We start from the raw sequence: 12,807 nt of genomic DNA on the forward strand, positions 1-12,807 counted from the left end.
TGAAGGGTGGAGCTACATGCTTTCATTGTTACTAACATTAAAACGATTATTTTCAGGTTTATGGAGAGCATTCAAACGTAAAAATTTTCAGGTATTATTTCTACTGGTTATGATGACACTGTTGTCCGGAACCATTTTCTATGTCAAACAAGAAGGGCTGTCTGCCCTTGATGCCATTTATTTTTGTGTTGCGACGTTAAGTACGGTGGGCCATCCGACCTTCACTCCCCAGACAGAGCTCGGTAAAATATTTACGATCGTGTACATTGTTGCTGGTACAGGACTATTCTTGGGGATGATTGGTTATATCGCCTATGAGCTTATCAAGCAAGCGGGGAAAACTGAAAAATGATACAAAAAGGCCTGGTCAGCAAAGCTAACCAGGCCTTTCTTTGTTGAACATGAAACGAGAATGATCATCAAATTACGGTAACTCATCCTCTCCAGCTTGCTCGTCATTCCTATCTAACGTCCGCCGCTTGCCGTAAGTGCCCTTGCTCCTCAGTCTAGCGCAGCGCGGGCAGCGGTAATCCGCTCCAGATGTCCCGTAGCAGAATCAATCACAACCCCGTATAGATCACGGGCTTGCTCCAAGCTGATATAACCGTCCTTCCAATCGGCAAGTACCTTGTCAACCGGACGTTGCAGCGGGTTGCCGTATCCACCGCCTGTAGCTGTAATCAAGCGCACCACGTCTCCTTGATCCAGAGGAACTCTGGCGCAGATGCCCAGTTGCTCAACCTGCCGGCCATCCGCCTTTTGAATTTCAATGACGTTGCCTGATCCTGCAAGTCCGCCATTTAAACCCCATGGGGCAAGCTCGTGCCGCCCAAAGGTGCCCGAGAAGGAGTGGCCGTCACTTAAAGTACGGTAGGCTCGGATCACGCCACTCCCGCCGCGGAACTCCCCGGCTCCCGCACCGTCAGCAGTCAGACTGTATTCATCCACCCTGATCCCATAGCGCGCTTCCGCCACCTCAACCGGAACGTTGTAGGTTTCCCCGTCCCCGATACAGAATTGACCGGCCATGCCATCCATGCCACTGCCTGCTCCCCAGCCACCTGCGGAAGGCTCCACGATCAGGTAAGGCTCTTGTGTAACGGGATGGACCCCGCTAAGGACAATCCCGCAGACTGAGAGCAAATGCCCCGCATTCAAACGGTCCGGGATGACCGGGGCCAGCGCCTTCCAGACCAATTCCGCGCCGAACTGCATGCTCTCCCAGTAGGTCGATACTGCCGCCGGCCGTTCCGCCGACAAGATCGATTTCCGGTCGGTAATAACCGTCAGCGGGCGGAACACACCGTCATTCACATCCTGCGAAGGATTAGTCACGGCCAGAAAAATCGTCCTTACCGAGGAGACAAGCGCAGTATAGGAAGCGTTCATCGGCCCTTTTACCTGCGGATGACTGCCCCGGAAATCGCAGATGAACTCATCGGCGGTAATGGTCACCTTAACCTTGACCGGAAACGGCCCGTTGCCGAAGCCGTCATTTTCCACCTCATCCTCCGCTTCATAGACACCTGCAGGCAGCAGGCTCAGTTGTTGCCTCGACACCTGCTCCCCATGATCCAGCAGAAAGTCTATCGATGCTTGCACTGTCTGCTTGCCGTATTTACTGCAAAGTTCACGGAATCTTCGCTCTCCCGTCCGCAACCCGGCAATTTGCGCCCACAAATCTCCAAGCGACAGGTTCGGAAAACGTACATTCGCCCCGATCAAATCAATGAGCGCCTGATTAATTTCCCCCTTGTTAAACAGCTTGATCGTTGGGAACTGCAGACCTTCCTGATAAATTTCAGTGGAATCGGTCGTCCATGAACCAGGATCTTTACCGCCGACCTCTGTCCAGTGCGCTTTGTTGGCCGCAAAGGCCACCAGCTCACCTTCATGGAAAATCGGCAAGAGCAGCCCGACATCCGAAAGATGCGAACCCCCGCCACCGTATGGATCATTTAGAATAATGATATCGCCGGGATGCAGTCCCTCTGAACCAAACTTGTCCAAAGTATTCTTCACCATAAAGGTAAGCATACCAATGAAGCCGGTAACCCCGTTCCCCTGGGTCAGCAGTTGGCCTTTGGCATCGGTCAGTCCACTGGCGAAATCCAGCACTTCATAGATAATGGGGCTCATGGAAGTGCGGGCCAAAGAATAGAACATTTCCTCGCCGATGGCTATAAGTGAATCTTTGACAATCTCACGGGTAAAAGGATCAATCGTGCTGCCTGCCGTCATCTGCTCTGCACCTCCGTCTCAATGATCAAATTTCCGTAGCCGTCTACCTTTAGCAGTTGACCCGGATACACGACAACCGACGATGAAGCTTCCTCCACGATGGCAGGTCCTTCAACTTCATTCCCCGGCTGGAGTGTATTCCGGTTATAGACTGAAGTATTCAGCCAACCCGCCTCATCGAAGAGCACTGGACGGACCCCAGTCTGGGCAAGTGTAGCATCAGGACCGTGCCCGGCCTGCGGCTTCGGTGCAGGCTTCCGCACAGAACCGATAGTACTGACATGCAGATTCACTATCTCAACAGGCACCCCCTCCAGACGGAAGGTATACTCCCGCTCATGAATCTCGTGAAATTGGCTGCTCAATTCCGCCAACTGTGCTGCGGTCAACTCGCCTTCAGGCATGGCTACTTTCACAGTATGCTCTTGCCCCAGATAACGCATATCTGCATAACGAACCCAGGTAATGTCCTCACGGCACAGACCTTCCTTAAGATAAGCCTGTAAGCCGGCTTCCTGAATTTGTGCCAATAGCCCGTTCAGCTCCGCAAGCTCAAGAGATTCAATGCGGCGGATATACGTCTGAATATGGTCCTGCCGCAGGTCGGTCATGAGCATGCCCCAAGCCGAAAATACGGAAGAGGCAAAAGGCACGACCACCTTGCGCACACCGAGCTCTTTGGCCAGTGCGGCCGCATGCAGCGGCCCACCGCCGCCGAAGGCGATCAGGGTGAAATCACGCGGGTCGTAGCCTCTGCGGACCGATACCAGCTTAAGTGCATTCAGCATGTTGGAATTGGCAATCCGCAGAATCCCCAGTGCCGCCTCATCGGCAGAAAGGCCGAATGGTAACGCAATTTGCTCTTCTATGGCTTGTCGCACGGTCTCCATGCTAGCTGGAGAAGCGAAGTTGTCCAGCGATAAGCGTCCAGTCAACAGATTCGCATCCGTCGTTGTCGGGGCCTGGCCGCCCCGGCCATAGGCCACCGGACCGGGCAGCGCCCCAGCTGACTTCGGTCCTACGCGCAGCGAACCGCCTTCGTCAATCCAGGCAATGGAGCCCCCGCCTGTGCCGATTTCTACGATATCCACCACAGGAACTTTAACCGGATAGCCAGCATTGCGCTCGTTCTGTTCGATTTTATAATCTGTAGTCACCTTCACCTCGCCCTTGTCGATCAGCGAGCACTTGGCGGTCGTTCCCCCGATATCGAAGGCGATAATGTTCTCCTCGCCAATCCATTTCCCCAGAATCGCTGCACCGAAGATCCCCGCTACCGGACCCGACTCCACCATCTGAATCGGGGTCTGCTTCGCCTGTCTGAACGAGGTCATTCCCGCATTGGATTGCATCACGTACCGGCGTCCATGGACACCTTCGGCCTTCAGCCGCTGCTCCATATGGTCAATGTAGGAGGCTGCGGTTGCCTTCACATAGGAGTTCAACACAGCAGTATTGGTGCGTTCATATTCCCGCCATTCCTGGGAAATCTCGTGGGAAGCCGTAATCTGGACCTCAGGCCACATGCCGGTAATGATCCGCAGCGCCTCCTGCTCGTGAACAGGATTGGTATAGGCATGCAGGAAAGAAATCGCTATAGCCTCCACTCCCTCGACCTTCAGTTGCTGTACCGCAGCCTGAAGCTCTTCCACATTCAACGGGGCTACTACAGCTCCTGTATAATCCAGACGCTCGCCTACTTCAAGCCGAAGATGCCTTGGCACGAACGCAGCCGGCTTATGATAACGCACATTGAACAGATCCGGGCGATTGCCACGTGCGATTTCCAGCACATCACGGAAGCCTTTAGTGGTGATCAGTCCGGTTTTTGCTCCTTTACGCTCGGTCAGTGCATTAATGATAACGGTAGTACCATGAATAAAATCGTCTATCTGCTGCGGGTCCACACCGCTCCGCCGAATGACGTCGAGCACACCCTGCTCAAATTGGCCAGGAGTAGTGTCACTCTTGGCGACACCGATCTCACCAGCGTCATTAACATAGACCAGGTCGGTAAAAGTCCCTCCAATATCTGTAGCAATACGCATCGTTTCCCTCCTCGGATTAAAAGGTTGCATTCGTTGTAATGACAGAGAGAAGCACCCTACAGGATGAATAGGCGGAAATGCCCTGCAGGGTGCCTCATAATTGCTTGACAGCATGTATATCGTGGCAGGTGCCTATTCTACAGCCCGCATAAGTGTTCTTGGTACACCTACATAGCCAAGTGGCAGCGGACCCATCGGTCGTCTTCCAGTTCGCGCAGGCTCTGATTTTCTCTGGTGCACTGCTCGGTTGCATGCGGACAACGCGAGGCAAAGCGGCAGCCGACAGGCGGATCGATAGCCTTGGGCATCTCTCCGTCATAGAATGTCAGCTCCGCGTTTCCCTCAACATCAGGCACCGCCTGCATTAGCATACGGGTGTAGGGATGCTGCGGGTTAGCAAAAATCTGCTCGGTCGTTCCAGTCTCCACGATCTGCCCCAAATACATCACCGCCATACGGGTACACATATGCCGCACCACACTAAGGTCATGTGAGACGAAGAGATACGTGAGCTGCTGCTCCTCCTGCAGATCCTTAAGCAGATTGAGGATTTGCGCCTGCACAGACATATCTAGTGCGGAGGTCGGCTCATCAAGAATGAGCAGCTCCGGCTCCAGAGCAATCGCTCTGGCAATACCGATACGCTGCCGCTGTCCTCCGCTAAGCTGGCTTGGAAAGCGGCGTGCAAAGTCAGCGGGTAGCCCCACCTGCTCCAGTAAAACCGCAACCTTCCGGTTACGTTCGGCGGCCGACAGCTTCGTATGTGTCCGCAGCGGCTCGCCTACGACATCTCCGACCCGCAGCTTCGGGTTCATGGACCAATAGGAATCCTGAAACACCATCTGTACGTTCCGGGTATTCTGACGCTTCACCCGCCGTGTGACGGATGAAATATCTGAGCCGGCAATCCGGATAGTGCCTGAGGTGGGCGCATACAGTTGGAGCAGCGTTCGCGATAGCGTACTTTTGCCGCAACCGGATTCCCCGACGAGGCCAAAGCACTCCCCCTTGTTCAGGGTCAAACTAACATTATCCACGGCATGCAGTGTCTTGCTGACACCGAACCAGCCGGAACGTACAGTGAAAAACTTACTCAGGTTTTCAATTTCAACCAGGGCTTCTGTCATTCTCTTCACTGCTCCTCTTCCCAAGGATGAAAGCACGCAATCTCGTGGCTGGAGACCACAGCTGCAAGTCGCGGCTTCTCTGCCTTACAGCGCTCGGTCGCCCGCGGACAGCGTCCGGCAAAGCTGCAGCCTTGTCCGCCTGCCGCCTCCTTCAGCACCGCAGTGCCGGAGATTACGGGCAGACGATCACGGGTCTCCCGAAGTTTCGGTATGGCATCCAGCAGCATCCGGGTATAGGGATGACGAGGAAATCGGAAAACTTCCTCCGTCTGCCCGGTCTCCACAATACTCCCGGCATACATCACAGCGATGCGGTCTGCCATCTGTGAGACAATCCCCAGGTTATGGGTAATGAAAAGCACCGACATGCCTTCTTCTTCCTTCAATTTGTTGATCAAATACAGAATTTGCGATTGGATGGTCACATCCAGTGCCGTAGTCGGTTCATCGGCAATCAGCAGCTTGGGCTTGCAGACCATCGCCATAGCAATAGCCACCCGCTGGCGCTGTCCGCCGCTAAGCTCGTGCGGATAACGGCGCAGAATGCCGGAAGGGTCGGGCAATCCGACGAATTTCAGCGCCTCTTCCGCCTTTTGCTTAGCCTGCTTTTTGCCTGCTCCGGTGTACCTGCGGATAATCTCCAGCATCACCTTGCCAATACGGAAGACCGGATTCAGCGAGCTCATCGGGTCCTGAAAAATCATTGAGATTTCCTTACCGCGAATGCCATTCATCACACCAGGTGATGCCTCCAGCAGGTTAGTGCCATCAAACAGCACCCGTCCCCCGGTAATTCGGGCTGCCGCTGTAGGGAAAAGCTGCAGGATCGAAGACGCCGTTAGGGATTTACCCGATCCTGTCTCTCCCACCAGCGCAAGCATCTCACCCTTTTGCAAAGAAATATGATCCAGATCCAGCGCTGTGACTTGACGCTCCCGGGTCTCGATGCGGACACGCAGCTGCTCCACTCTCAGTAGTTCGTTCATGGGTACACCTCTTTTCTAGCTGTTTCTGGTCTTCGGATCAAGATAATCGCGCAGCCCGTCGCCCAGAAAATTAAAGGCCATGACCGTCAGGAGAATGAACACGCCCGGAAACGTGACATACCACCAATTAGTCAAGAAGTAGCCTCTGCCTGTACTAATAATCAGTCCCCACTCCGGTGTCGGCGGCTGCGCGCCAAGGCCCAGAAAGCTGAGTGACGCTGCCGTCAGGATCACCGAGCCGAAGGACATCGATATCTGCACAATAATGACGGAAAGTGAATTCGGCCATATATGGCGGAAAATAATGACTAGCGGATGGACGCCCATCGATTGCGCCGCCTCCACAAAGCCCCGTTCCTTAATCGCTACAGCCTCGCTCCGCATTAACCGCGCGAACCAGGGCCACCACGACAAGGCAATGGAGAACATCATATTATTGAGCGACGGTCCCAGCAGGGCGACTATGGCAATAGACAGCAACATCGACGGAAAGCTCAGAAATACTTCACAGATCCGCATCATCACATTGTCTACCCACCCGCCAAAGTAGCCGGCAATCAGACCATATGGAATTCCGATCAGTATGGACAATAAAATAACCGAGATCCCGATTTGAAAAGATAATCGGGTACCGTAAATAACCCGTGACAGCAAATCCCGGCCTAATTCGTCGGTCCCGAATAAATGTGCTCCTGAGGGAGGCAGCAGCTTGTTCTCCAGATGGACGGCTTTATAGGCGTCATCAGGATAAGGAGCGATCAAGGGACCAATTACGGCAATAATAAGCAGAATAATAATAAACGACAAGCCAATAGCCGCCAGCTTATTCGACCGCAGGAACAGGATGAACTCCTTGAACTTATAGGCCCGGCCTGCAGACGACTCTTCAATCACCGGAGGAAGCGGCGTCGGCAGCGAGTTTGAATTCATCAGTCGTTTTCCTCCTATCAATGGTAATAGAGCATGGCTGCTCTAAGCGTTCTGGTACAGCTTGATCCGTGGGTCCAGCAGGGCGACCACGACATCGACAAGCAAATTGATCCCAATGTAAGCCACCGTAACGAGGAACGTAATCGCCATCGTTACCGGATAGTCATTCGCCAAAATTGCCTGTGAGGCATACATGCCCAAACCCGGCCAACTGAACACCGCTTCGATCAGAAATGTAGAGGTCAGCGCGTAGGCAAAGGTCAGACCAAGCGAGGTCGCCGTAGGACCCAGCGCGTTTTTCAGACCATAGACAAAGACTCGTCGCCAAGCGGGAATTCCGTAGGCCTTCAGCACACGGATGTGTTCCTCGCCAAGCACGTCAATCATCGAAGAACGGATCATGCGAATAACCAGCCCTAAGGGATACGCCGCCATGGTCAGCGCAGGTAACACTAGATGCAGTGCTGCATCCTTGAAGAAAACAAAGTTTCCCTGAAGCAAAGAATCCAGCAAATAGAATCCGGTCCAGTTATCAATAGGATACAGCAGCGAAGTATTGGTACTTACCCGTTCTCCAAGCGGAAAAAGACCTAGCTGACGAAAAAATACCAGCTGTAGGATCAGGCCCAGCCAAAAGGTAGGAATGGATACACCACCAACACTGAAAGTGCGGGTTAGCTGGTCTATCCATGAATCCTTTTTAACCGCTGATATCACGCCTAATGGAATGCCGATGACTACCGCAATCAACATCCCCGCCAGAATCAGCTCCAGACTGGACGGAAGGAAAGACAACAACTCTCGCAGTACCGGCTGGTGGGTACGAATCGAGGTCCCCCAATCCCCTGTGAACAAGCCTTTCATATAGGTGAAGAACTGTTGCGGCAGTGGCTTGTCGAGACCGAGCTCGATTCGGGCTGCCGCAATCTGCTCCGCATTCGCGCGTGGCCCCACCCAACGTGCAGCGGGGTCAGACGGAACCACACGTGCAACGGTAAATGTAATTACGGAGACTCCTGCCAGGACAAAGAGTCCCAGCAAGAGTCTTTTAATAATAAAGCGGATCATCAGCCTATTCCCGGTAAGTGTCGTAGAAGAACACTACGTTGGCATAATAAGGGTTGCTGCTGAAGCCCTTGAAGTTATCACGCAAGCCATAACCGTATTTCAGATCGAAGATGGAAATGCCCGGCACGTCATTAATCAGAATTTCCTGGGCTTGCTTGTACAAGGCAGCGGCTCCATCACGGTCGGCTCCGGCGTTCTTCCGCGCTTGATCGATCAAGTCGTCAAACTTGGTATTGCTGTAATAGCCCAGGTTATAGACAATTGGATTTTCAGTTTTGTAGGCAATGCTGAGGTAGCCATAAGGATCAGAGTAACCCGACCAGTAGTAGAGCAGGAACAGGTCTTGACGCTGGCTGGCATCTGGAGACTTGGCTAGATCCCATTGAGCATCCCAAGTCATCCCTTTAATCTCAAGATCTACGCCAACTTTTGCCAATTCAACCTTCAGCAGCTCAGCTACTTGACGCTCAGTATCGTCACCGGACAAGTAAGTGATCGACAATTTCCCTCCAGTTACACCTGCTTCTTTCAGCAGCTCTTTCGCTTTTTCCGGATTGTAGGAGTATTTGAATAGACTTGGATCTTGTCCCCATAACCCTTTCGGAAGGTAACCGGTTGACTGTTCTGCCATACCACCCATAATGTCTTTGACAATGCTGTCGTAGTTGATCGCATAGGCCAGAGCCTGACGTGCTTTCGGAGTGTTGAATGGCGCTTTCAGCGTATTGATTTGCAGCGTCAGGTTCTGGAATGCATCGGCCTTCAGAACTTGAACGCCAGATTTGCCGTCCAGTGATTTCAGCATTTCAGGGGTAAGCTGATTGGTGATATCGACTTCACCCGACTCCAGCTGCTGTACGCGGGTATTGGCTTCCGGTGTGGTTTTGAACACTACCTTTTCAAAGTTTTTAGGCTGCCAGCCTTTCCAGTATTCTGGATAGTCGGTCAGCACTAGCTCGCTACCCTTGGTCCACTTTTGTACAGTGTAGGGGCCAGAACCTGCGTCATTGCCTTGATTGATCCAATCTTCCCCATGCTGATCCAGCGCATCGGCGTCGAAGATAAAGGCAGAATAACCTGCAGAGACGATGCTATCCAGCGCTGCAGCATATTTCAGCTTAAATTCAACCGTGTATTGATCGACAACGTTAATTTCCTTGACGGCTTCCCAGATATAAGAAGCGCCCTTGCCTCTCTTGATGGTACGCTCAATCGACTTCTTGACCAGATCTGCGCTCAGCTCCGCTCCAGTATGGAACTTAACCCCTTTGCGCAGCTTGAAGGTCCAAGTCAGACCATCCTCCGATTTGCTATAATCTTCGGCGAGCAGCTTGTCGTAGCTCTTCGTTTCCGCATTGTAGCGCAGAAGTGTTTCGTACATGTTGTGCATCGCGATAATCTCATTGCTGAAGCTGTCACTTGGGTCCCAGAAGGTCATTACATCGGTATTCACACTGTAAACAGCAATGCCGCCTTTTGGTGCATTCCCGCTCGATGTATTGCTTCCGGTGCTACTTCCAGTATTAGCTGCCGGTGTATTCCCCTTGCTGCCGCAGGCTGATAACACCAGCACTACACTTAGCATCAGCAACAGCAGCGTATTTCTTGATCTCTTCTTCATCATTCTCTTCTCCCCACTCTCTGATCTCCTATTGGTAATACAAATCTATATTGTGAGCTGTCCAACAGCCTTTACCCGAATGCGTACAGCATTCCCTGGCAAATAAGCCAATGGCACCTCTTCAATATCTACAATCTCAACGGAATCGGCACTTGCACCGGCCGCTACCGCTTCCCCGGCAGCCAGCTGTCTGGCTTCCGTAAGCGCCTGGTCTCTGCCCCATTCCTCCAGTGAGTAGATCTTCTCGACCTGGCCACTCACTTCGGCAATAGTTACGCCGATGGCGTTGGCCACCTCGAAATGGAGCGGGCGAAGCACTTCGGACACACCAATCAGTTCATCAGGAAGAATAATGCTGCCTCCGCCGACCACGATGGCTGGGATCGAATCAGACGAGGTCTTCATCTTGTCGATGGCTTCCTCGACCAGGTTAATCATTGTCGCATAAGCTTCATCCACCAGTTGCGGAGACAAGTGAGTCAATTTCTCACGGTCCCCCAGCTCCGTCAGCCCTTTGGCTACTGCAATGTCAGTGGCAGTGAGTTCAGTACCGCCGAAGAGCAGCCCCTTCTCAGGTAACAGATACCCCACACTGTCCGGTCCAACGGTCAAGGCTGCACCCTCGCCGCGAATTCGTGTCCCACCGCCAAGTCCGAAGGACAGCAGGTCCGGCATGCGGAAGTTCGTGCGTACTCCGCCTATCTCGGCAACCAGAGAGGATTCACGCGGGAATCCCTGAACCAACACGCCGATATCGGTTGTGGTTCCGCCAACATCCAGCACCAGCGCTGCCTTGGCATCCGTCAGATAAGCCGCACCGCGGATGCTGTTTGTCGGCCCGGAAGCAATGGTCAATACCGGGAAACGGAGCGCGTAATCCGAGGTCATCAGCGTCCCGTCATTCTGCCCGAGGAAGATTCGTGCCCCATCAATGCCGTTCTCAGCCAGTGAGTCCTCAAACCCCCGTACCATCTGGCGTGCCACGTGAACCAAAGCTGCGTTCAGAATCGTGGCATTCTCACGCTCGATCAGTCCGATGCTGCCAATCTCGCTGGACAGCGAGAAATGGATGTCATCCCCGAGAATTTCCTGGAAAATAGCTTGTGCACGCTGCTCATCACCGGAGTCCACCGGTGAGAAGATGGAGGTGATCGCCACCGCGGCCACTTTTCCCTTCCATTCAGAAGCCATCTCTCGCAGTGCAGCCTCATCCAGCGGAGCGATTCTCCGCCCGTCGAATTCATGGCCTCCGCTGATAATATGACTTCCGACAAACACCTCATCCAGCAGTTCCTGCGGCCAGTTCAGGAACGGGGGAATTGCCAGACCAGCCGGAGCGCCGATTCTCACCACTCCGATCTTCGCCAGATTCCGCCGTTCAACAATTGCGTTGGTACAGTGTGTGGTCCCCAGCATCGCGAACCGGATTTCCCGCGGGTCAAGCTTGCTCTCTGCAAGCAGACCGGCGATAGCACGCTGAATGCCTGTCCCGATGTCCTCCGTTGTAGGCACCTTAATTTTGCTGACCAACTGTCTGTCTTTATCTATAATGACTGCATCTGTATGTGTACCGCCGACATCAATTCCGATTCTATAGCTCATCGAAGCACCCTTCTTTCCTTGCTTTCTGCACCTAGTGGGATGTAATCCACATCGTATCCGAAGTAACGCGGGCCCGCCGTTTCAATACCCTTCGCCGTTCTCCATTTTTCATTACAGGGAATAGCTATTACCGCCAGCCGATTACCGTAACGCAGTGATTCGGTAGTCACCGGCACGCCCGTCTCGGCATCCACAACGGTCAGCAGATCCGGCGTAGTAGCCACCACTTCACCGTCAGCCTCTGCCACCAGGAATTCATTCTGGAAGTACAGGGTGAACGTCCGGTCTTGATCCTGCCCCATGCCGCTGAGACTCACTTCGCCTTTCGTGAACCCGCCATCGTTGCGACGAAGCAAATTTCTGACCTTGCCGGTGAATAGCCGCGTACCTCCCACTTCAGCTACTAACGCCTCCACCGGACTCTCGTTCCGATGCTTCAGACTACGTACCGTCTCCCCGATACGCTGTGCCAGACTGAAGGTATGATGAATGCCGGCTTCCTTCAGCTGAAAGCCCTGCATCAAATAATCGCAGGTCGTTACCGAGCCTCCCATCGTAATCAGTGCTTGACGAGCGATTCGTTCACTCCATAAGCTATCCACACCATTCACAATTACGGAGTTTCCTTTCTCATCAGCCATCGCCACTGGACCGGAAGGGATATCCACCAGATGGAAGGTAACCATCTGCAGCTCTGGAAATGCACGTCCCATCCCGTCAATATCCACTAGTGGCAAGCCTGTTGTAGCAGCGAGGATAACGGGAATCAGAGAATTAATACCGCCGATCTCAATTGGAAAAATCGCGCTGATCTCCTTCCCCGTATGTGCTTTTAGCGCTTCAAAGGCCTGTAGGGGTTCTTGCCCTCCGGGAATCTTCTCCACTACTACCGTGGGCGCCCCCATCATACCAACGGACACTACCCAAGCTTCATCGTCCAGCTCTTCTGGCGAGATCAAGTTCACAGGGCCATATTTTTCAATAGCCGCCATAGCCATCAGTTGGCCCACATAAGGGTCACCTCCCCCACCCGTGCCCAGTACAGCAGCGCCTAATGCAATATCCTCCAAATGGTGACTTTCAATCTTACGCATACGCTCGGCTCCTTCATATGTCTTATCTTTTTTAGCAAATCAGTCCTGACTGTGAATCAAACGTTCAACTCGTCAAAAGCCTCTATCACC

Annotated in this window: 10 protein-coding genes; 1 reads left to right on the forward strand and 9 read right to left on the reverse strand. The window is 53.1% G+C overall.

Annotated features, from left to right (window positions below; translation table 11 throughout):
• Window positions 1-16: 16 nt before the first annotated feature.
• Window positions 17-352 (forward strand): potassium channel family protein, encoded by a 336-nt coding sequence (locus AC3Y23_RS20715; RefSeq protein WP_379202534.1) that lies wholly within the window; start codon window positions 17-19, stop codon window positions 350-352.
• Window positions 353-501: 149 nt separating this feature from the next.
• On the opposite strand, the gene AC3Y23_RS20720 is transcribed toward AC3Y23_RS20715, so the two are convergent.
• The 9 genes from AC3Y23_RS20720 to AC3Y23_RS20760 all read right to left on the reverse strand — a co-directional run bounded on the left by AC3Y23_RS20720 (window position 502) and on the right by AC3Y23_RS20760 (window position 12,717).
• Window positions 502-2,241: a hydantoinase B/oxoprolinase family protein gene (locus AC3Y23_RS20720; protein WP_379202536.1), complete on the reverse strand. Its 1,740-nt coding sequence runs from the start codon at window positions 2,239-2,241 to the stop codon at window positions 502-504.
• Window positions 2,238-4,289 (reverse strand): hydantoinase/oxoprolinase family protein, encoded by a 2,052-nt coding sequence (locus AC3Y23_RS20725; protein WP_379202538.1) that lies wholly within the window; start codon window positions 4,287-4,289, stop codon window positions 2,238-2,240. The genes AC3Y23_RS20720 and AC3Y23_RS20725 overlap by 4 nt, the downstream gene beginning before the upstream one ends.
• A gap of 167 nt (window positions 4,290-4,456) precedes the next feature.
• Window positions 4,457-5,416, reverse strand: coding sequence for an ABC transporter ATP-binding protein (locus AC3Y23_RS20730; protein ID WP_379202813.1), 960 nt, complete (start codon window positions 5,414-5,416; stop codon window positions 4,457-4,459).
• A 5-nt stretch (window positions 5,417-5,421) separates the two neighbouring features.
• Entirely contained in the window at window positions 5,422-6,402 is a 981-nt protein-coding gene (locus AC3Y23_RS20735; protein ID WP_379202540.1) for an ABC transporter ATP-binding protein, read from the reverse strand.
• Window positions 6,403-6,417: 15 nt separating this feature from the next.
• On the reverse strand, window positions 6,418-7,332 hold the full coding sequence (locus tag AC3Y23_RS20740) for an ABC transporter permease (protein WP_379202542.1): 915 nt from the start codon (window positions 7,330-7,332) through the stop codon (window positions 6,418-6,420).
• A 42-nt stretch (window positions 7,333-7,374) separates the two neighbouring features.
• On the reverse strand, window positions 7,375-8,400 hold the full coding sequence (locus AC3Y23_RS20745) for an ABC transporter permease (RefSeq protein WP_379202544.1): 1,026 nt from the start codon (window positions 8,398-8,400) through the stop codon (window positions 7,375-7,377).
• A gap of 4 nt (window positions 8,401-8,404) precedes the next feature.
• Window positions 8,405-10,021 (reverse strand): ABC transporter substrate-binding protein, encoded by a 1,617-nt coding sequence (locus AC3Y23_RS20750; RefSeq protein ID WP_379202546.1) that lies wholly within the window; start codon window positions 10,019-10,021, stop codon window positions 8,405-8,407.
• A 45-nt stretch (window positions 10,022-10,066) separates the two neighbouring features.
• Window positions 10,067-11,623 (reverse strand): hydantoinase/oxoprolinase N-terminal domain-containing protein, encoded by a 1,557-nt coding sequence (locus tag AC3Y23_RS20755; protein WP_379202548.1) that lies wholly within the window; start codon window positions 11,621-11,623, stop codon window positions 10,067-10,069.
• Window positions 11,620-12,717, reverse strand: coding sequence for an S-methyl thiohydantoin desulfurase family protein (locus tag AC3Y23_RS20760; protein WP_379202550.1), 1,098 nt, complete (start codon window positions 12,715-12,717; stop codon window positions 11,620-11,622). Before AC3Y23_RS20760 ends, AC3Y23_RS20755 begins: the two co-directional genes overlap by 4 nt.
• Window positions 12,718-12,807 lie beyond the last annotated feature (90 nt).

It is taken from the genome of Paenibacillus sp. MAHUQ-45 (genome assembly GCF_058133325.1).

What these genes read in the sequence shown, in the direction of transcription:
- AC3Y23_RS20715 (WP_379202534.1), top strand. Translation starts at nt 17, where the DNA reads ATGCTTTCATTGTTACTAACATTAAAACGATTATTTTCAGGTTTATGG.
- AC3Y23_RS20720 (WP_379202536.1), bottom strand. Translation starts at nt 2,241, where the DNA reads ATGACGGCAGGCAGCACGATTGATCCTTTTACCCGTGAGATTGTCAAA.
- AC3Y23_RS20725 (WP_379202538.1), bottom strand. Translation starts at nt 4,289, where the DNA reads ATGCGTATTGCTACAGATATTGGAGGGACTTTTACCGACCTGGTCTAT.
- AC3Y23_RS20730 (WP_379202813.1), bottom strand. Translation starts at nt 5,416, where the DNA reads ATGACAGAAGCCCTGGTTGAAATTGAAAACCTGAGTAAGTTTTTCACT.
- AC3Y23_RS20735 (WP_379202540.1), bottom strand. Translation starts at nt 6,402, where the DNA reads ATGAACGAACTACTGAGAGTGGAGCAGCTGCGTGTCCGCATCGAGACC.
- AC3Y23_RS20740 (WP_379202542.1), bottom strand. Translation starts at nt 7,332, where the DNA reads ATGAATTCAAACTCGCTGCCGACGCCGCTTCCTCCGGTGATTGAAGAG.
- AC3Y23_RS20745 (WP_379202544.1), bottom strand. Translation starts at nt 8,400, where the DNA reads ATGATCCGCTTTATTATTAAAAGACTCTTGCTGGGACTCTTTGTCCTG.
- AC3Y23_RS20750 (WP_379202546.1), bottom strand. Translation starts at nt 10,021, where the DNA reads ATGAAGAAGAGATCAAGAAATACGCTGCTGTTGCTGATGCTAAGTGTA.
- AC3Y23_RS20755 (WP_379202548.1), bottom strand. Translation starts at nt 11,623, where the DNA reads ATGAGCTATAGAATCGGAATTGATGTCGGCGGTACACATACAGATGCA.
- AC3Y23_RS20760 (WP_379202550.1), bottom strand. Translation starts at nt 12,717, where the DNA reads ATGCGTAAGATTGAAAGTCACCATTTGGAGGATATTGCATTAGGCGCT.